The organism is Methylocystis sp. WRRC1 (assembly GCF_020733155.1).
Taxonomy (GTDB): domain Bacteria; phylum Pseudomonadota; class Alphaproteobacteria; order Rhizobiales; family Beijerinckiaceae; genus Methylocystis.
In genome coordinates, this window is the sequence record NZ_JAJFZJ010000001.1 from 2119833 (window position 1) to 2139962 (window position 20130).

The window sequence follows — 20130 nt, forward strand, 5'->3', positions numbered from 1 at the left end:
CGCGTCCGGGTCGGGGTCTCATGGCCCCCCGCTTGTGAACCCGCCCCCGGCCCGGCTATGTTGCGGCGCAACAGCGCGGCGGACGAAAGGGCTTATGACATGGCGGATGACAAGACCACAACGGCCGACCGACCGATATTCTCCGACAAGGAGGCGCTGCTCTTCCATTCGCGCGGGCGCCCCGGCAAGCTCGCGGTCGTCTCGACGAAGCCCATGGCGACACAGCGTGATCTCTCGCTCGCCTATTCGCCCGGCGTCGCCGCGCCGGTGCTGGCGATCGCAAAAGACCCCTCGCTCGCCTATGACTACACGACGCGCGGCAACATGGTCGCCGTCATCACCAACGGCACGGCGATACTGGGGCTCGGGGATCTCGGCCCGCTCGCCGCGAAACCCGTGATGGAGGGCAAGGCGGCGCTCTTCAAGCGCTTCGCCGACATCGACTCCATCGACCTCGAGGTGGACGCCAAGGAAGTCGAGGATTTCATCAACGCCGTGCGTTTCCTCGGTCCGTCCTTCGGCGGAATCAATCTCGAGGACATCAAGGCGCCGGAGTGCTTCGTCATCGAGGAGCGCCTGCGCGAGATGATGGACATTCCCGTCTTCCACGACGACCAGCATGGCACGGCGATCATTTCGACCGCCGGCCTCATCAATGCGCTGAAGCTCACGGGCCGCGACATCGGGACCGCGAAACTCGTCTGCAACGGCGCCGGCGCCGCCGGCATCGCCTGTCTCGATCTCGCCAAGGCGCTCGGCTTCGATCCGCGCAACGTCACGCTCTGCGACACCAAGGGCGTCGTCTATCGCGGCCGGGAAGAAGGCATGAACCAGTGGAAGAGCGCCCACGCCGTCGAGACGAAGGCGCGCACGCTCGCCGAGGCGCTGGAGGGCGCCGACGTTTTCTACGGCCTCTCGGTGAAAGGGGCGCTCACGCCCGCCATGCTGCAGTCGATGGCGAAAGACCCGATCATCTTCGCCATGGCCAATCCCGATCCCGAAATCACGCCAGAGGAGGCGCGCGCCGCGCGGCCGGACGCCATCGTGGCGACAGGGCGTTCGGACTATCCCAACCAGATCAACAATGTGCTGGGCTTTCCCTATATCTTCCGCGGCGCGCTCGACGTCCGCGCGAAGACGATCAACATGGAAATGAAGATCGCCGCCGCGAAGGCGCTCGCCGATCTCGCCCGCGAGGACGTGCCCGACGAAGTGGCCAACGCCTATCGCGGCGCGCGGCCACGCTTCGGACGCGACTATCTGATCCCCGCGCCCTTCGATCCGCGCCTCATCTCCGTCATTCCGCCGGCTGTCGCGCGCGCGGCGATGGATTCCGGCGTCGCCCGCCGCCCGATCATCGACATGAAAGCCTATCGCGCCGAACTCTCGGCGCGGCGCGATCCGATCGCCGGCCTGATGCAGACGGTTTTCGAGCGGGTGCGGCGCGACCCCAAGCGTGTCGTCTTCGCGGAAGGCGAGGAAGAGCAGGTGATCCGCGCCGCGCTCAGCTTCGTCAATCAGGAGTTCGGCACGGCGGTGCTCGTGGGGCGGGAGGACCGCGTCCGCGCCTCGGCGGCCAACGCCGGACTGGAGCTGCCGCCGACGATCGAAATCCACAACGCCAAGCTCTCGCACCGCAACGCGATTTATGCGCAGTTCCTCTTCGAGCGCCTGCAGCGCAAGGGCTTCCTGTTCCGCGACTGTCAGCGCCTGATCAATCAGGACCGCAATCATTTCGCCGCCGCCATGGTCGCGCGCGGCGACGCCGACGCGATGGTGACCGGCGTCACGCGCAATTTCTCCAACGCGCTCGAGGAAGTGCGCCGCGTCGTCGACCACAAGCCCGGCCATCGCGTGATCGGCGTGTCGCTCGTCCTGGCGAAAGGCCGCGTCGTGGTCGTCGCCGACACCGCCATCACCGAACTGCCGGAGGCGGAGGAGCTGGCCGAGATCGCCATCGAGGCGGCCGGCGTCGCCCGCCGCATCGGGCTGACGCCGCGCGTCGCCATGCTGGCCTTCTCCACATTCGGCTATCCGCCGGGCGAGCGCACCGCCCGCGTGCATGAGGCCGTCCGCGTGCTCGATCAGCGTCGCGTCGACTTCGAATATGAAGGCGAAATGGGCGCGGACATCGCCCTCAACAAGGATCTGATGAGCGCCTATCCCTTCTCCCGCCTGAAGGACACGGCGAACGTCCTTGTCATGCCAGCGTTTCATTCGGCCGCTATCTCGACCAAAATGTTGCAGGAGCTGGGCGACGCGACGGTGCTCGGACCGCTGATCGTCGGACTCGACAAACCGATTCAGATCGTCCAACTCGGCGCGACGGACATGGATATCGTCAATATGGCGGCGCTCGCCGCCTTCGGCATCGGGGGCTGACGCCGCCGGCCTTTTCCGGGAAGCGTCGCCCCCCGTCCTTCGCGACGCGGCCGCCGGGCGCGCCTCGCGGACGGGACGGCGTACGACTTCCCGACGCCCGGATTCCCGAGCCTTTGCAGCCTGTTGCGCAGGCCGCCGGCGCGGCGGGGAAATCCGTTCCCGGCAGCCGATGAAGCGGCGCATTTGGAGAAGCGACTGTGAACATCACGATGATTGGTTCGGGTTATGTGGGTCTCGTGTCGGGCGCCTGCTTTGCGGATTTTGGGCACAAGGTGATTTGCGTCGACGCCGACGCCTCCAAGATCGATCGGCTGAAGAGGGGTGAAATTCCGATCTTCGAGCCCGGCCTCGACGAACTCGTCGCCAATAACGTCAGGCAGGGCCGCCTCTCCTTCACCACCGATCTCGAACCCGCCGTCAAGGGCGCGGACGCCGTCTTCATCGCGGTGGGCACGCCCTCGCGCCGCGGCGACGGACACGCCGATCTCTCCTTCGTCTACGCCGCCGCGAAGACGATCGCCTCGGCGCTCGACGGCTTCACCGTCGTCGTCAACAAATCCACCGTGCCCGTCGGCACCGGCGACGAGGTCGAGCGCATCATCCGCGAGGTCAACCCGGCCGCCGATTTCGCCGTCGTCTCCAATCCGGAGTTCCTGCGCGAGGGCGCCGCCATCGAGGATTTCAAGCGGCCCGACCGCGTCGTGATCGGCGTGGAAGACCCGCGCGCCCGTGAGGTGATGGAGGAGATCTACCGGCCGCTGTCGCTCAACGCGCCGCCGCTGGTCTTCGTGGGACGCCGCACCTCGGAGCTGACCAAATACGCCGCCAACGCCTTTCTCGCCACCAAGATCACCTTCATCAACGAGATCGCCGATCTGTGCGAGAAGGTCGGCGCCGACGTGCAGGAGGTCGCGCGCGGCATCGGTCTCGACAAGCGCATCGGCGCCAAATTCCTGCACGCCGGACCGGGATATGGCGGCTCCTGCTTCCCGAAGGACACGCTGGCGCTGATCAAGACCGGGCAGGACGAAGGCTCGAGCCTGCGCATCGTCGAGACGGTGGTGGCGGTGAACGACGCCCGCAAGCGCGCCATGGCGCGCAAGATCATCATGGCGCTCGGCGGCTCCGTGCGCGGCAAGAAGATCGCGCTGCTGGGTCTGGCCTTCAAGCCCAACACCGACGACATGCGCGACGCGCCCTCTCTCGCCATCGTCGCCTCGCTCGCTGGCGACGGGGCCGAGGTGCACGCCTATGACCCGGAGAGCATGGAGCAGGCGCGTCCGCTGATGCCGGAAGTGACCTTCCACGACGACGCCTATTCCGCGCTCGAGGGCGCCGACGCGCTCGCCATCGTCACCGAATGGGACGCTTTCCGCGCGCTGGATCTCGACCGCGTCAAGAGCCTGCTGAAACAGCCGATCATCGTCGATCTGCGCAATGTCTACCGACCCGCAGACATCCGTAAGCGCGGCTTCGCCTATGTCAGCGTCGGGCGCAAGTAGAGCGCTTTACGCCAAAGTGGAAACCGGTTCGGCGCGCCAGAAAGCGCGTCAAAAAGCTGGGGCCCCGATCCTCAAAGATGCAGATGAGGAAACAGGCCGGAGACGCGGTGGATGAGAAAAAATCCGGCGGCGAGATGCATGACCAGCGAGGTGGAGCCGTAGCCGAAGGCGAAAAGGCCGGCGGCCTCCATCGCGCCTCGCAGATAGCGCCGGCTGCGCAGCTTCTTGCGAAGCGGAATGCGGGGTTTCCGGCCGGCGGCTCGATTGGCGGCGCAGACCGCGCTCTCGTCGAAAGAATAGCTGATACGGCTCATGGTGAAGACCTCCCATGTGCTGATGTGGTTGCCGGTTCGTAATTCGAATTGAATAGGCTTCGCTTCTTAACGGCGAGCGAAGAAGATGTTTTCAAATGTCGTCATTTGAAATCCGGTCGTGCATTTTTGGTGGACCGCGCGGCGTTTCGAGCGTCCCGCCTTTACGCCCGAGATAGGGCGAAGTTTTTGCCGCGAAACGGAGATTTTCAAATGCATCCGATGCGGTCGCGCGGATGTTAACCGTTTCTGAAACGAATCCGTCGCCCCTTCGATGACTTGTTTTCCGATCCCGAAAATGAAAACGCCCGCGACGCTGCGCGGGCGTGTCTTTCAAGATGGCGGCGCCGGGTTTACTGCGCCGCGAGCTTGATCTCGGGATAGGTGCAGCGCTCGTCGCTCTTCTCGTCGACGTGCAAATGCGTCGGCTCGACAAAGGCGATGCCGAGCGTATGCCAGACATCCACCAGCGCCTCGACGAGCTGCGCGATGTGCGCCTGGGTGTGGCGCGGCGTCGGCGTGATGCGCAGGCGCTCCGAGCCTTTCGCGACCGTCGGATAGTTGATCGGCTGGATATAGACGCCGTGGCGGGTGAGCAGCAGGTCGCTTGCGGCCTTGCACAGCTCCGCGTCGCGCACCATCACCGGCACGATATGAGAGCCATTGTCGAGCACGGGCAGGCCGGCGGCCGACAACGCATGTTTGGTGATATGCGCCGCGCGCTGATGCGCCGCGCGCAAATCCGGCCGGCGCTTCAGCAGGCGCACGGCGGCGCAGGCGGCCGCGGCCACGGACGGCGGTATGGCTGTGGAGAAGATGAAGGCGGCGGCATATGAACGGATCGCGTCGATCACCAGCGCGTCGCCCGCGATATAGCCGCCCATTGTGCCGAAACCCTTGGCGAGCGTGCCCTCGATCACGTCGATGCGGTCCATGACGCCTTCGCGTTCGCAGATACCGCCGCCGCGCGCGCCATACATGCCGACGGCGTGCACTTCGTCGACATAGGTCATTGCGCCATATTTCTCGGCCAGCGCCGCAATGTCGGCGACAGGGGCGATATTGCCGTTCATGGAATAGAGGCTCTCGAAGACGACGAGCTTGGGCCGGTTTCCGGCCTCGATCAGCAGCTCCTCGAGATGCGCGAGATCATTGTGGCGGAAAATCTTGCGTTCGGCGCGCGAGCGCTTGACGCCCTCGATCATCGAATTGTGGTTCGAGGCGTCCGAGAGAATGAGACAGTCGGGCAGGAGATCGGCGATCGTGGAAATCGCGGCGAGATTGGAAATCCAGCCCGAGGTGAAGACCAGCGCCGCCTCCTTGCCATGGAGGTCGGCGAGTTCGCGCTCGAGCTCGACAATGGCGTGGCTGGTGCCGGAAATGTTGCGCGTGCCGCCCGCTCCGGCGCCGACCCTCGACGCCGTGTCGACCATTGCGGAGATCACCTCCGGGTGCTGGCCCATGCCGAGGTAGTCGTTGGAGCACCAGACGGTAACGTCGTCGACGCGGCCGTCGTCGCGGTGCCAGCGGGCGAGGGGGAAGGTCTCGACGTCACGCTCGAGATGCACGAAGACTCGATAGCGACGCTCGTCCTTCAGACGGGAGACGGCGGCTTCGAAATATCGCCGGTACACCATTCCGTTACCCTTCAGACTTGATGTTCGTCAGCCCTGTGAACTGCCGGCGAAGCCCCGTCCTGCCGCGCCATCCAGTTTGGACGTTTTCTTACATAGCCCATCCCGGACCCAATTGCGAGCGGCGGATTGCCGCGTGATAGCAGAGTGTTCCGCCGCACCGCCATATCCGCCGGCTTGCTTAATGATGGCGCCACGCCACAGGAGGCGACGCCATGTTGATCGAGGGATGCGCATACGACGTCACGACGGGTCCGCCGGAAAGCTGGAGCGACGCCATCTTCAGCTGCTCGACTTTCCGGGGGCTGGAGATCGAGGGCGCCGGGATCGACGGGGCGCTGATCCATTGCGCGCTGGAGAATGTCGACTGGTATTGGGGCCTCTTCAACGCCGCGCTGGTCGCCCGGACGGATTTCACGAAATGCGTCTTCCGCGGCTGTTCCTTTCGCGGCGTCGATTTCGTGCAATGCCGCTTCGAGGACTGCCGGTTCATAACCGACAATCTCGGCGGCTCCTGCATATTCGACGATTGCCGGCTCGTGGAATGCGTTTTCGAGGGCTGCGAAATCCTGGCCGGGCCCGCCCGCGATCCGCTCTTCACGCGCACGCGTTTTTACGGCTGCGCGCAGTCGCGCAGCCGGGGATTCGAGGGGCTATGCTGATTCAGGCCGCCAGCGCGTCCAGCACCCGCGCCCAGCTTCGCGCGCCCTTGTGGAAGGACGTGTAGCTGTATTTCTCGTTTGGCGAATGAATCCGGTCGTCGTCGAGCGCGAAGCCGATCATCAGCGCGTCCATGTCGAGATCGCGCTTGAAGGCGCCGACGATCGGGATCGAGCCGCCGCAGCCCGCGAGCACGGCGTCCTTCCCCCATTCCTCGCCGAGCGCGCGGCGCGCGCGGTTCAGCGCCTCCGAGCCGAAGGGGAGCTGTAGCGCGCCCGAGGCGCCGTGGGAGATGAATTCGACCTTCGCGTCCGCCGGCAGGCGTTCGCGCACGAAGGCGCGGAAGCTCTCCATGATCGCTTTCGGATCCTGTGTCCCGACGAGCCGGAAGGAAAATTTGGCCGAGGCCTGCGCCGGCAGCACGGTCTTGGAGCCCTTGCCGGTGTAGCCGCCGACGATCCCGTTCACGTCGCAGGTCGGGCGCGCCCAGATCTGCTCCATGATCCCCCGGCCCGGCTCCCCGCCGACGCGGGTGAGGCCGACATCGGCGAGCCATTTGCGCTCGTCGAACTCCAGCCCGCGCCATTGCTCTGCGATGTCCTCGGGAATTTCGGGCACGCCGGCGTAAAAGCCCGGGAGCGTCACCTTGCCGTCGGCGTCGTGCAGATCGGCGATGATCTTCGAGAGCACATGGACGGGATTGTTCACCGGCCCGCCGAACATGCCCGAATGAAGGTCGTGACTCGCGATGCGGATCACCACTTCCTCCTGCGCGAGGCCGCGCAGCATGACGGTGATGGCGGGCGTCCTTGCGTTCCACATGCTCGTGTCGCAGACGAGCGCGAGGTCGGGCTGCGAGAGCTCGTCCCTGTGCTCGGCGAGGAAGCCCGGAAGCGAGGGCGAACCCGTCTCTTCCTCGCCCTCGAAAAGGAAGGTGACGTTGCAGGGAAGGCCGCCGTTCGCCTCGAAGGCGCGGCAGGCCTCGAGGAAGGTCATCAGCTGTCCCTTGTCGTCGGAGGCGCCGCGGGCGACGATGTCCTGCCCGTCCTTGCCGTCGGCGAGACGCGGCGCGAAGGGGTCGGCCTCCCACAGCTCCAGCGGGTCCGGCGGCTGCACGTCGTAATGGCCGTAGAACAGCACATGCGGCGCGTCCTTGCGCTTCGCCTTCGCATGGCCGACGACGATGGGATGGCCCGGCGTCTGGCGCACATCCGCCGTATAACCCAGACCTTTGAGCTGATCGGCGAGCCAGTTGGCGGCGCGCTGGCAGTGCTGGGTGAAGGCCGGGTCGGTCGAGACCGAGGGAATGCGCAGCAGGTCGAAAAGCCGCTCGGTCGAGGCGGGAAGATTCGCGTCGATGGAATTCAGAACCGCGTCGATTGTCGCCATGGAATCAGTCCTTCGCAGATTGACGCGAAAGCTAGTGCGGCGACGCGGCGGAGGGAAGGCGCCTGTGCGGCGACCCCCCCCCCGAATTGATCACCGCGTCGGCGTCGGCGTGCCGCTGCGGTAGTCGTAGAAGCCGCGCTGCGTCTTCTTTCCGAGCCAGCCGGCCTCGACATATTTCACCAGCAGCGGGCAGGGGCGGTATTTCGTGTCGGCCAGCCCTTCATGAAGCACCTGCATCACGGAGAGGCAGGTGTCGAGGCCGATGAAATCGGCGAGCTGCAGCGGACCCATCGGATGATTGGCGCCGAGCTTCATCGCCGTGTCGATCGCCTCGACCGAGCCCACGCCCTCGTAGAGCGTGTAGATCGCCTCGTTGATCATCGGCAGCAGGATGCGGTTGACGATGAAGGCCGGGAAATCCTCGGAAACGGTGACCGTCTTGCCGAGCCTAGCGCAGAAGGCCTTCGCCTCCTCGAAGGTCGCGTCGTCCGTCGCGATGCCGCGGATGAGCTCCACGAGCTGCATCCGCGGGACCGGATTCATGAAGTGGATGCCGATGAAGCGCTCCGGCCGGCCGGTGATGGAGGCGAGCCGCGTGATCGAGATCGACGAGGTGTTGGAGGCGATGATGCCGTCGGGCTTCACGACCAGCGCGACGTCGGTGAGGATCTTGCGCTTGACCTCCTCATTCTCGGTCGCCGCCTCGATCACGATGTCGCAGTCGCGGAAGTCCTGAATCGCCGGCGCGGCAGAAATATGCGGCAGGGCGGGAGCGATGAGGCTCGCGTCGAGATGGCCGCGCTCGGCGGATTTGCGCATCTGAACGCCGATGTCCTCGATGCCGGCGGCGATCCGTTCGGGCGTGACGTCATTGATGGCGACGTCGTATCCGGCGAGCGCGCAGACATGCGCGATGCCCTTGCCCATCTGGCCCGCGCCGATGACGCCAACCTTGCGAATCTCGAAGCTCATTGTTCGAACACCATTGCGAGAGGACCGCTGCGGCGATCTGGGACGACTGCATTGCAAAACAGTCGTCGCCGCACTGCAATATAACGCGCGTTCGGTTCGAAAGAAAACCGGAAAACTTGGCCGGTAACCCGTTTTGGATCGTCTCCCCGCCCCGCCGGGGCGGGAGCGGGGAGCGAAAATGATCGCCGCTCAGCGCCCCATCTTGGCGAGTTCGGCGTCGAGCTCCGGCACGGCCTGGAAAAGATCCGCCACGAGGCCGTAGTCGGCCACCTGGAAGATCGGCGCCTCTTCGTCCTTGTTGATCGCGACGATGACCTTGGAGTCCTTCATGCCGGCGAGATGCTGGATCGCGCCGGAAATGCCGACGGCGATGTAGAGCTCCGGGGCCACGGCCTTGCCGGTCTGGCCGACCTGCAGATCGTTGGGCGCATAGCCCGCGTCGACCGCCGCGCGCGAGGCGCCGATGGCGGCGTTGAGCCTGTTGGCGACCGGATCGAGCACCTTGTGGAAATTCTCCGCCGAGCCGAGCGCGCGGCCGCCGGAGATGATGATCCGCGCGGACGTCAGCTCGGGACGCTCGGACTTCGCAAGCTCCTCGCTCTTGAAGGACGACACGCCCGGATTGGCGGCGGCGCCGATCGACTCGACGGCCGCCGAGCCGCCCTCGGGGGCGGCGGCGAAAGCCGTCGTGCGGACGGTGATCACCTTTTTAGCGTCCTTGGCGCGGACCGTCTGCACGGCGTTGCCGGCGTAGATCGGGCGCTCGAAAGTGTCGGCCGACACGACCTTGATGATGTCCGAGACCTGCGCCACGTCGAGGAGCGCGGCGACGCGCGGCAGCACGTTTTTCGTCGCGCTGGTCGAGGGGGCCATGATCACGTCATAGGAGCCGGCGAGGCCGACGATGAGCGCCGCGACCGGCTCGGCGAGCACATGGTCGAGCGCGGCGTCCTCGGCGTAGAGGACCTTCTCCACGCCCGCGAGCTTCGCGGCCTGGTCGGCGGCGGCCTTCAGGCCGGGGCCGGCGACGAGAATATGGATCGGGCCGCCGATCTGCTGGGCGGCGGTGAGCGCCTTGGCGGTCGCGGGCGCGAGGGCGCCATTGGCGGTTTCGGCGAGAAGCAGAATCGTCATCTTACAGAACTCCCGCTTCCTTGAGCTTCGAGACGAGTTCGGCGACGGAGCCGACCTTCACGCCCGCCGAGCGGGTCGCGGGTTCGGCGGTCTTCAGCACTTCGAGGCGCGGCGTGATGTCGACGCCGTAATCGGCGGGCGCCTTGACGGCGACCTCCTTCTTCTTCGCCTTGATGATGTTCGGCAGGCTGGCGTAGCGCGGCTCGTTGAGGCGCAGGTCCGTCGTGACGATCGCGGGGAGCTTCAGGCTCACCGTCTGGAGGCCGCCGTCGATCTCGCGGGTCACGTCCACGGAGCCGTCGGCGAGTTCGACCTTCGAGGCGAAAGTGCCCTGGCCCCAGCCCAGCAGAGCGGCGAGCATCTGGCCGGTCTGGTTCGAATCGTCGTCGATCGCCTGCTTGCCGAGAATGACGAGGCCGGGCTGCTCCTCGGCGACGATCTTGGCGAGGATCTTGGCGACGGCGAGCGGCTCGACGGTCTCGTCGGTCTTCACGAGGATGCCGCGGTCGGCGCCCATGGCGAGGCCGGTGCGCAGGGTCTCGTCCGCCTTGGCCGGTCCGATCGAGACGACGACGACTTCCGTCGCCTTGCCGGCTTCCTTCAGGCGCAGCGCCTCTTCGACGGCGATTTCGTCGAAGGGGTTCATCGACATCTTCACATTGGCGAGATCGACGCCCGAGCCGTCGGGCTTGACCCGGATTTTGACATTGTAATCGACCACCCGCTTCACGGGCACGAGAATCTTCATCGTGCGACCCCCTGGCGAAATCCGCCCTTGCGTGTCGGAACGCGCGCGCGTCCCTTTCTTTGCTGGAACCTTTGCGCGGTCTGGTAACGGGGGCGCGTTCCCAAGTCAAACGGGGATGTCAAGTCGAAGGCGAGACCCGGCGACGCGGGCGCTTTCCCGTCAGCCTTCGGTCTTCGCATCCGCCGGCGGCGGAAGATCCTGCGGGGGCGCGGGCGGCGGCGGCTGTCGCGGCCCGCGGTCGAAGAGCGGATGGCTGCGGCGCTTGAAAAACGGCGTCAGGATCAGCCCCACCACAATGCCGCCGACATGGGCCATCCAGGCGACGCGGCCCTCGCCCCCGCCGGTCGCATTGAGCAGCTGGATCAGGATCCATGCGCCGATGAAAAGAAAGGCGGAGGCGTGGAAGGAGAAGAGCGGCGGCCTGAGGCCGAGGATCCGGCTGTTGGGCGCGCGCGAACGGTCGAAGAGCGCCACGAACCAGACCGGCATCAGCAGCATGGTCAGCGGCGGAAAGAAGCCCGTTACGGTCGCGTGCGGATAGAGCAGCAGAAAGGCGACGCAAACGCCCGAAATCGCGCTCGAGGCGCCGATCAGCGGCGCGATCGAATCCGGCGTCGTGTAGACATAAAACACACCCGCGCCGACGCCGCAGGAGAGGTAGAAGAGCAGATAATGCAGCGAGCCCATCGCGTCTTCGACATTGTCGCCGAAGACGTAGAGAAAGAGCATGTTGCTCGCGATATGCAGCACCGAGGAGTGGAAGAACAGCGACGTCAGCAGCGTCAGCGGCGCCGGCGGGCCGACGATCCAGTCCGCGAGCGTCGCCTCGCCGAAAAGCACGCGCGGAATGACCGCGAAACCCCGGATGAGCGTCAGGGGATCGCCGAACGCCTCGCTGTAGACGAGGAGAAAGACGATGACATTGAGCGCGATCAGCGTCCAGTTGACGATTGGCCGGCGCAGACGCCGCATGGGCGCGTCGTCGTAAAGCGGCATCACCATCGCGCGTTCCTCCTCATTCGGCCGAACTCTAACATAGGCGCGCTTTTTCGCCTGTCACGCCCGCGCGATGAGCGGGCGCAACAGGGCGAGGGCGATGCTGCGCAGGCCGGCGATGTCGAAAATGACGACCATGACGCCGTAAATCGCCGCGCCCGTTCCGATCTGCAGGAGCATCGTGAAGAAGCCGGGCTCGAAAGCCCGCATCGGCGCCAGCGCGAGATACATCACGCCGGTCGCCACCAGCGCCGCGAAGACGTCCCAGAAGGACGGCCAGACCGGCTGCGCGCGCAGCGCATAATAGATCGTGACGGCAAGCGCGGCGAGATAGCCGCCCGCCTGCGCAATCGCGAGATTGGACGCGTCCCGTCCCCAGGGCAGCACGAAAAGCAGCGCCAGCGACACGACGACGGCGGCGACCGCCGCGACGATCAGCGGCGCGGTGCGCTTTTCGATCTGGAACACGGGATTGATCCCGAAGCTCATGAAGCCCATGGCGAAGAGGCCGGGCAGCAGCAGGCCGAGATAATGGCCGAAGGGTCCGCGAAACTGCCCCGGCACGATCAGCGCCTCGACCGAGGGCATGACGAGCCAAAGCCCCACGCAGGCCGGCAGAAGGAAGACGAAGACGACGCTCATGTTGCGCGCGACCTGCTCCTTGGCCCGGTCCTCGCCATGCTCCTCATGCGCCGCCACGGCGATCTGGAACAGCAGCACGTCCAACGCCGAGCCGAAGGCCATGACCGCGCGCATGCCGAGATCATAGGCGAGCGAAAACTGCCCCGTCTCCGCAAAGTCGTAGACGCTGGCGACGATCGAGCGCGAGGCGAGCGGCATCGCCTGATAGAGGAGATGCGCGGCGACGATGGGCGCGCTGTAGGCGACGAGCCATTTCGTCGTCTGCAGCTCCGCCGCGCGGAAGGGGGCGCCAGGATCGCGCAGCGCGGCGCGGGTGAAGAGCACCGTGCCGAACAGGCTCGCGACGCCGCCGGCGAGCGCGACGCTCGCCGAATGAAACAGAAAGGCGCCGCCGCCGATGAGAACGAGCGCGAGGGCGTTCTTGACGAACAGCAGCCGCCCGTAGGCGTGGTCGTGAAAGCGCGCGCGGGCCAGCGCGGTCGAATAATCGAACAGGCCGTTCGCCGTCGCGGTGAGCAGCGCGAGAAGGATGAGGTCGCTTTCGAAATCGAGCTCGGGACCGATCAGCGCGTAGAGCCCCGTGCTGAGGAAGAGAAAAAGCGTGACGCCGAGAAAGGACGCGTCCATCGTGGCGCGCACCGCCGGCGCGCTGTCGCGCGTGCGCTCGGAATAGAAGCGCGTCGCCGAAAGCCTCAGCCAGTCGTAGAGCGCCGTCTGGACGACGACGGCGATGGCGAAGGCGAGCGCGAAGCGGCCGTATTCCTCGGGGCCGAGAAATTTCGCGACCACGAGGCCGATGAAGAAATTGGTGATCGTGTTGACGAGAAAGGCGAGGAGGACTTTCACTTGACGGCTGTCCCCTCCCCGACCCTGCCCGGCTTCGCGGCGGACGGCGCCGGCGCGCCGCCTTCGCGGGGACTCCCGTTCACGCTGATTGCGAGTCGTCGCCTGCCCGCCGCGCAGGAGCGCGACAGGGAGGGAACGGGACGCGCTCGCAGCCTTTTCATGCGACCCGTCAGGCGCTCCAGCGGCCGAGCGCCTGCAACTCGCGCAGCGCCTGAGCGTCGCGGCGGGTGACGCCCGGATATTCCGGATCGGCGGTCGCCGGGTCGAAATATTTCCATGAGCGCGCGCATTTCACGCCCGATGCGCGATTGGGGACCACCGCCACATTCGCGACCTCGGGCAGACGGAACGCATCTGCGGGACCATCGCCGGATTCGATGCGAATATCCGAAACGATGCAGATTTCCGCGAAATCCACGCCGTCGAGATCGATGCGCAGCTTGGCGTCGGAAATATAGACTGTCGGAGCCGCTTCGAGCGAGGAGCCAATGCGCTTCTGCGCGCGCTCGATTTCCAGCGCGCCGGTGACGACCGAGCGGACGGCGCGCACGCCCTCCCACTTCTTGGCCAGCGCCTCGTCGCGCCAATGCGACGGGACGTCGGGGAAGCTCTCGACATGAACCGACGTCGCATCGGGATAGCGCGCGAGCCACGCCTCTTCCGCCGTGAAGACGAGAATCGGCGCGAGCCATGTCGTCACGCAGCGGAAGATCCGCTCGATCACGGCGAGGGCCGCCTTGCGCTTCACGCTCGACGGCGGCTCGCAATAGAGCGTGTCCTTGCGGATGTCGAAATAGAAGGCGGAGAGATCGCTTGTCATGAAGGGCGTGAGAAGCGCCACGACCTTCTTGTAATCGAATGCCGCATAGGCGGAGCGGACAGCGGCGTCCATCTCGACGAGACGATGCAGCATGAGACGTTCGAGTTCGCCCGCATGTTCGAGCGCGGCGTCGTCGCCCGATTCGTAATGCGCGAGCGTGCCCAGCATCCAGCGCAGCGTGTTGCGCAATTTGCGATAGAGTTCGACGAAGGTCTTGAGAATTTCCGGACCCACGCGCAGATCGTCGGCATAGTCGGACGCCGCGACCCACAGGCGCAGAATGTCGGCGCCCGAGTCCGCGATCACCTTCTGTGGCGCGACGACATTGCCGAGCGACTTGGACATCTTGCGTCCCTTCTCGTCGAGCACGAAGCCATGCGTCAGCACGGCGTCATAGGGCGCGCGCCCGCGCGTGCCGCAGCTTTCGAGAAGCGAGGAATGGAACCAGCCGCGATGCTGGTCGGAGCCTTCGAGATACATCACCTCATCGGCGCCGCCATCGCGCTTGCGGTTGATTCCGGCTAGCGCGGGAAAGTTCGCCGGATCGTCCAGCACGAAGGCGTGCGTGGAGCCCGAGTCGAACCACACGTCGAGAACGTCGGAGACTTTCTCGTAATCAGCGGGATCATATTCAGGCGCGAGGAAACGCGCGGCGGCGCCGGTCTCGTACCAGGCGTCGGCGCCTTCCTTCTCGAAAGCCTCGACGATGCGGGCGTTGACGCGCGGATCGACGAGAATGTCGTGCGTTCCCTTCTTCACGAAGACCGCGATCGGCACGCCCCAGGCGCGCTGGCGCGAGACGACCCAGTCGGGACGATTGGCGATCATGCCGCGGATACGATTCTCGCCGGCCGCTGGCGTCCATTGCGTGCGCGCGATCTCTTCCAGAGCGATGGCGCGCAGCGTCGGCCGATTTCCGCGATCCGTATCCTGAGGAGCTTGCGAAGCGCGCGCCTCGTCAGGATGAGGGTTCGATTGCGAGAACGGCTTGTCCATCGCGATGAACCATTGCGGCGTGTTGCGGAAGATGACCGGCTTCTTCGAGCGCCAGGAATGCGGATATTGATGCTTGAGTCTGCCGCGCGCGATGAGATTGCCCGCGGTCACGAGGGCCTGAATCACCGATTCATTGGCGTCGCCCTTGTCGCCCTTGTCGGTGATGACGCGTTTGCCTTCGAAGCCCGGCGCTTCCTTCGTATAGAAGCCGTCCTCGTCGACCGTATAGGGAATGCGCGCATCGATTCCCGCCTCGGCGAGGCGGCGGCCGTTCGTCATCCAGATGTCGAAGTCCTCGCGGCCATGTCCCGGCGCCGTGTGCACGAAACCGGTGCCGGTGTCGTCGGTGACATGGTCGCCGTCGAAGAGCGGCACGTCGAAATCGTAACCCAGATGCGCGAGGGGATGGGCGCAGACGAGCCCGCTCAGCATCGCGGCGGGAACGTCATGCAGGCGCTCATAGGCGTCGACCTTGGCGGCCTTGAACACTTCATTCGCCAGCTTGTCGGCGAGGATGAATTTCGAGCCCGGCAGCGCCCAATTGTTCTCCGGCGCATGGGTGACGTGGTAGAGGCCATAGTCGATCTTCGAGGAAAAGGAGATCGCGCGATTGCCCGGCAGCGTCCAGGGCGTCGTCGTCCAGATGACCACGCGCGCATCGGAGAGGTCGCCTTCCGCGCCGCGCGGGATGGGGAACGCCACCCACACCATGTCGCTGGTGTGATCCTCATATTCGACTTCCGCTTCAGCGAGCGCGGTCTTCTCGACGACCGACCACATCACGGGCTTGGAGCCGCGATAGAGCAGGCCATTCTCCGCGAATTTCATGATCTCGCGGGCGATGATCGCCTCGGCGGGATAGGCCATTGTCGCATAGGGACGATCCCACTCGCCGGCGACGCCGAGGCGCTTGAACTCCTCGCGCTGCACGGAAAGCCAATGCTCCGCATAGGCGCGACATTCGCGGCGGAAGGCGACCATTTCCTCTGGCTGCGCGAAGTCGGGCTTCTTCTTGCCCTTGGCGCGGTAGTTCTCTTCCTCGATCTTCCATTCGATCGGCAGGCCATGGCAGTCCCAGCCCGGCACATAGACGCAGTCCTTGCCGGTCATGCGCTGGCTGCGCGTCACCACGTCCTTGAGGATCTTGTTGAGCGCGTGGCCGATATGGATGTTGCCGTTGGCGTAGGGCGGGCCGTCATGTAGCGTGAATTTCGGGCGGCCCTTCGCCGCCTCGCGCATCTTTTCGTTGAGGCGGATTTCTTCCCAGCGCTTCAGGAACTCGGGCTCGCGCTGGGGCAATCCCGCGCGCATCGGAAATTCCGTGACCGGAAGATAGAGGCTTTTCGAATAGTCGGGCCCTTTGGGAGTGTCGTTCATCGCTCAAAAACCGGTCATCAGCCGCGGCGACGCCGCCGGCAAGGTTCGGGTCACATAGAGGATTTGAAGAAAAAGCGCCAATGCGCCCGACCCCGGACCCCGCGCGAAATCAATCCCGAGCGCGGGCCGGGCCGGCGATTCGTGACGCGCGAACAATGACCATGCCGTTGTCTATCAAGCGCAGGCGCGGCCGCAAAGCGGAAAAATCAGCGTAACCGCCTGTTCGACCCGCCGCCGATGAGCCCGGAGAACCAGGCGCCCAGTCCCAGCACGGCCGCGACCGGAACGAGGATGAGGAACAGGCCGGAAAGGAAGAAGAAGCCGAGCGCCAGCAGGAGAAGGAGGCCGAGGCCGACCATCAGGCTGCCGAACGGCCCGAGCCTGACGAATTTCACCTCGCCGCCGCCGGTGGAAATCCAGATGCGCGAGGAGGTCTCGTCGCGGAATTCCTCGCCGGGCGGTATGATCTCGATATCGCGCTTTTCTTCGCTCATGGCGGGCTCCTGTCTCGCTCATAAGATAAGCCGCCGGAGCATGGTGGCAAACTTCTATCGTCTCGCGAGGATTTCCCGCGCCCTGTCGCTGTCGTCATGCATCCGGTCGATCAGCGCCTCGACGCTGTCGAACTTTTCCTCGCCGCGGATGAAGCCGTAAAAGGCCACCTCGACTTCCTTGCCGTAGAGATCGCCGTCGAAATCGAAGACGAAGACTTCGAGCAGCGGCGCGCCATTGTCGAATGTGGGGCGCCGGCCGAAATTGGCGACGCCGTCACGAGTGACGCCGTCCGCCTGAAGCGTAACGGCGTAAATGCCGTGACGCAGCCGGTTCGAGGGATCGAGCGCGATATTGGCGGTGGGGAAGCCCAGAAGCCTGCCGCGTTTGTCGCCGTGACGCACCCGGCCCAGCACGAAATAGGGGTGGCCGAGAAGGCGGCGCGCCGCGGCCACGTCGCCCTTCTCCAGAAGCTCCCGCGTCGCCGTGGAAGAGACGGCTTCGAGACTGCCGTCCTCGTCCTGGGTGATTCGGTCGACGATCTCGACGGCGAAGCCGAGCCGATTCCCCTCCGCGACAAGAAATTCCGGCCCGCCCTCGCGGCCCGCGCCGAAGCGGAAGTCATAGCCGGCGACGACCGCCGAAAGGCCGAGCCGTTTCACCAGAATTTCCTCCGTGAACTCCCGCGCCGGCCGGGCGGCGAAGGCCCTGTCGAAAGTAAGGACGATCATGCCGTCGAGCCCGAGGCGGGCGGCCTGGGCCGCCTTGGCGTCGGGAGGCGTGAGGCGGAAGATCACCGATTGGCCGGCGAAGACGTCCGCGGGATGCGGCTCGAAGGTCAGCAGCGCGCAGGGCTTGCCGAGCTTTTTCGCCAGCGCCTGCGCGCGGGCGACCACGCCGCGATGCCCGCGATGCAGCCCGTCGAAATTGCCGAGCGCCGCGACGGCGCCGTCGAGCCCCGCGGGCGGAGAGGCAGGGTCGCGCGCGACGATGAAGGAAGGATCGGTCACGGCGGGGGCCGATCGGCGTCAGGCCGACGCCGGCTTCTCCGCTGGCGCCGCCGGCGCGGCGGCGCGCGCCGCCTGTTCGCGCGAAGGCACCATCACCGTCGCCTCGCCATCGAGCACCACCTTGCCGTCGACGAGACACTCGCATTTGAGCTTGGCGCGGCGGCCCTTCTCGACGAGCTCCACGACCTCGACCACGACAGTGATGACGTCGCCGATTTTTACGGGCGCCCGGAAGTTCAGGGTCTGCGAAAGATAGACCGCGCCCGGGCCGGGCAGATACATGCCGATGACGGTCGAGATCAGCGAGGCCGTGTAGAGGCCATGGACGATGCGTTCGCCGAAGCGCGTCTTGGAGGCGAAGTGATCCGACAGATGGATCGGATTGCGGTCGCCCGACAGATCGGCGAAGGCGATCACGTCGTCGTCCATCACCGCCTTCATCAGCGTCTCGCGCATGCCGACGCTCAGATCCTCGAAATAATAGATTTTGAACGGCGTCGACATGGGTTTCACCGGATTGTTGCGCGGAGTTGGGGCGAAGCGCCCGCACCCTTTTACCAGAAAACTTCGCGAGCCAAAGCGACAGGACGCGCGCCCGCGACCTCGATCAGCCGCGCGAGCGCCAGCGGGTCGAGATCCTCGCCCGTCGGGCGCAGCTCCAGCGCATGCACGCCTTCCGTGATGAAGAGGCAGTCGAGCCCGGCGCGCCCCGCGCCGGCCAGATCCGTGACGGCGCCGTCGCCGACCGCGAGGATCCTCGATTTCTCCAGCGGCGCGCCCCGCAGGCCGGCCAGGCGCTCCATCGCGGCGGCGTAGATCGGCGGATGCGGCTTGCCGAACATGGCGACCCGACCGCCGAATATGGCGTATCGCTCGGCGAGCGCCCCGGCGCAGTAGACGATGTCGTCGCCGATGGCGACGACGATGTCGGGATTGGCGCAGAGCATTTCGAGCCCGCGCGCCGCGAGCGTCTTCAGGCCCGGATCGTAATCCTGCGGCGTCTCCTCGCGCTCGGCGAAAAGCCCGGTGCAGACGATGTAGTCCGCTTCTTGCGGCCCGACCTTGCGGATGGGAGCGCCGAGGCGCCGTCCCGCCTCCTCGAAGAGACCGTTGTCGCGCGGCGGGCCGAGGTGGTAGCAGGCCTGCCCCTCGCGGGCGAGCATGCCCCGAAGCGTCAGCTCGCCCGCCGAGACGAGATCGTCGAAACAGTCTTCAGGCAGGCCGAGGCCGAGAAGCTGGCGTCGGACTTCGTCATCGGGGCGCGAGGCGTTGGTGATGAGGACGACCGAACCGCCCTTCGCGCGAAAGCGCCGCAACGCTTCGGCGGCGCGCGGAAAATGACGCTTGCCGTCGATCAGCACGCCCCAGACGTCGCAAAGGAGCGCGTCATAGCGACCGGCGATTTCGTGAAGGCCCTCGATCACGGGAATATCCGCCACGGGCGACTGAACGGGCGTCAAAACCGCGCCTCTGTGAAGGCCGCGGCGTAGGCTCTTTCGCCGACGGGCAGAAAGGCGCCGGTCTGCTCCTGGAGCCAGAACAGCCGGCCGTCGGAAATGCGGAACAGCGCGCCATGCAACGTCAGGTGTTTGTGGTGCTCCAGCACCTGCACCATCGGGAAGGTGCGCAGATTGCGCAGGGTCTGTTTGATGGCTTCGAACTCCAGCCGCTCTATGTATCGCGGATCGTCGGGATTGGGCGCAAAGCCGAGCCGCTCCGCGGCCGGCGCCAGCATCTTGATCCAGTCGCCGATGAAGTCGCTGTGGCTCAAGGGGGGCGTCTCGGGCCGCGCGATGCTTTCGGCATAGGCGCGCACGCCGCCGCAGAGGCCGTGGCCCAGCACGACGACATGCTCCACCTTCAGCGCCATCACGGCGTATTCCAGCGCCGCCGAGGCCCCGTGATGATGGTCGTCCGGCTCATAGGGGGGCACGAGCGCGGCGACGTTGCGCAGCACGAACAATTCGCCCGGCCCCGCGCCGAAGATCGCCTCCGGCGCGACGCGCGAATCGCTGCAGCTGACGATCATGGTTCTCGGGGTCTGGCCCTTGGCGAGCTCCCGGAACTTGTCATATTCGGCGACGAAACGGCCGGCGAGAAAACTCTCGTAGCCTTCGAGAAGATGCTGCGGCGGCCCGCCGATGGGTGTTTCTTCCGGGACCGCCAATCTCGACCTCCGTCCGTCTGGAGAACGCCGCGACCGCGAAATTCTCTCATGC

At 65.7% G+C, this 20130-nt stretch carries 18 protein-coding genes; 3 read left to right on the plus strand and 15 right to left on the minus strand.

What is annotated here, in order from left to right; genetic code table 11:
* Positions 1-99 precede the first annotated feature (99 nt).
* Complete coding sequence (locus LG047_RS10255; RefSeq protein ID WP_227966541.1) at positions 100-2382, plus strand: NADP-dependent malic enzyme; 2283 nt, start codon at positions 100-102, stop codon at positions 2380-2382.
* Positions 2383-2579: 197 nt separating this feature from the next.
* Positions 2580-3884, plus strand: a complete 1305-nt coding sequence (locus tag LG047_RS10260) for a UDP-glucose/GDP-mannose dehydrogenase family protein (protein WP_227966542.1) — start codon at positions 2580-2582, stop codon at positions 3882-3884.
* Between the two features lie 71 nt (positions 3885-3955).
* Here the strand turns inward: LG047_RS10260 and LG047_RS10265 are convergent, their stop codons facing one another.
* From LG047_RS10265 to hemA, 3 genes are all read right to left on the minus strand, one after another.
* Entirely contained in the window at positions 3956-4198 is a 243-nt protein-coding gene (locus LG047_RS10265; protein WP_036284443.1) for a hypothetical protein, read from the minus strand.
* 91 nt (positions 4199-4289) lie between these two features.
* Positions 4290-4532 carry a hypothetical protein gene (locus LG047_RS10270; protein ID WP_227966543.1) on the minus strand — a complete coding sequence of 81 codons (243 nt, stop codon included), beginning with the start codon at positions 4530-4532 and terminating at the stop codon, positions 4290-4292.
* Between the two features lie 16 nt (positions 4533-4548).
* Positions 4549-5832, minus strand: a complete 1284-nt coding sequence (gene hemA / locus LG047_RS10275) for a 5-aminolevulinate synthase (RefSeq protein WP_036284446.1) — start codon at positions 5830-5832, stop codon at positions 4549-4551.
* 212 nt (positions 5833-6044) lie between these two features.
* On the opposite strand from hemA, the gene LG047_RS10280 reads away from it, so the two are divergent.
* Positions 6045-6491 (plus strand): pentapeptide repeat-containing protein, encoded by a 447-nt coding sequence (locus LG047_RS10280; RefSeq protein ID WP_227966544.1) that lies wholly within the window; start codon positions 6045-6047, stop codon positions 6489-6491.
* 1 nt (position 6492) lies between these two features.
* On the opposite strand, the gene LG047_RS10285 is transcribed toward LG047_RS10280, so the two are convergent.
* The 12 genes from LG047_RS10285 to LG047_RS10340 all read right to left on the minus strand — a co-directional run bounded on the left by LG047_RS10285 (position 6493) and on the right by LG047_RS10340 (position 20078).
* Complete coding sequence (locus LG047_RS10285; protein WP_227966545.1) at positions 6493-7878, minus strand: M20/M25/M40 family metallo-hydrolase; 1386 nt, start codon at positions 7876-7878, stop codon at positions 6493-6495.
* Positions 7879-7968: 90 nt separating this feature from the next.
* Positions 7969-8850 (minus strand): 3-hydroxybutyryl-CoA dehydrogenase, encoded by an 882-nt coding sequence (locus LG047_RS10290; protein WP_227966546.1) that lies wholly within the window; start codon positions 8848-8850, stop codon positions 7969-7971.
* 189 nt (positions 8851-9039) lie between these two features.
* Positions 9040-9984 carry an electron transfer flavoprotein subunit alpha/FixB family protein gene (locus tag LG047_RS10295; RefSeq protein ID WP_227966547.1) on the minus strand — a complete coding sequence of 315 codons (945 nt, stop codon included), beginning with the start codon at positions 9982-9984 and terminating at the stop codon, positions 9040-9042.
* 1 nt (position 9985) lies between these two features.
* Positions 9986-10732, minus strand: coding sequence for an electron transfer flavoprotein subunit beta/FixA family protein (locus LG047_RS10300; protein WP_036284457.1), 747 nt, complete (start codon positions 10730-10732; stop codon positions 9986-9988).
* A 159-nt stretch (positions 10733-10891) separates the two neighbouring features.
* Complete coding sequence (locus LG047_RS10305) at positions 10892-11734, minus strand: rhomboid family intramembrane serine protease (protein ID WP_227966548.1); 843 nt, start codon at positions 11732-11734, stop codon at positions 10892-10894.
* 54 nt (positions 11735-11788) lie between these two features.
* Complete coding sequence (locus tag LG047_RS10310; RefSeq protein ID WP_227966549.1) at positions 11789-13216, minus strand: lipopolysaccharide biosynthesis protein; 1428 nt, start codon at positions 13214-13216, stop codon at positions 11789-11791.
* Positions 13217-13385: 169 nt separating this feature from the next.
* The gene (gene ileS / locus LG047_RS10315) at positions 13386-16409 is read right to left on the minus strand and encodes an isoleucine--tRNA ligase (protein ID WP_227966550.1); all 3024 of its coding nucleotides are present in this window, start codon (positions 16407-16409) and stop codon (positions 13386-13388) included.
* 206 nt (positions 16410-16615) lie between these two features.
* On the minus strand, positions 16616-16903 hold the full coding sequence (locus LG047_RS10320) for a hypothetical protein (RefSeq protein ID WP_036284465.1): 288 nt from the start codon (positions 16901-16903) through the stop codon (positions 16616-16618).
* A gap of 54 nt (positions 16904-16957) precedes the next feature.
* Positions 16958-17911, minus strand: a complete 954-nt coding sequence (locus tag LG047_RS10325; RefSeq protein WP_036284467.1) for a bifunctional riboflavin kinase/FAD synthetase — start codon at positions 17909-17911, stop codon at positions 16958-16960.
* A gap of 18 nt (positions 17912-17929) precedes the next feature.
* Positions 17930-18415, minus strand: coding sequence for a MaoC family dehydratase (locus LG047_RS10330; RefSeq protein ID WP_227966551.1), 486 nt, complete (start codon positions 18413-18415; stop codon positions 17930-17932).
* A 50-nt stretch (positions 18416-18465) separates the two neighbouring features.
* On the minus strand, positions 18466-19371 hold the full coding sequence (locus LG047_RS10335) for a TIGR01459 family HAD-type hydrolase (RefSeq protein WP_227966552.1): 906 nt from the start codon (positions 19369-19371) through the stop codon (positions 18466-18468).
* Positions 19368-20078 carry a carbonic anhydrase gene (locus LG047_RS10340; RefSeq protein WP_227966553.1) on the minus strand — a complete coding sequence of 237 codons (711 nt, stop codon included), beginning with the start codon at positions 20076-20078 and terminating at the stop codon, positions 19368-19370. The genes LG047_RS10335 and LG047_RS10340 overlap by 4 nt, the downstream gene beginning before the upstream one ends.
* Positions 20079-20130 lie beyond the last annotated feature (52 nt).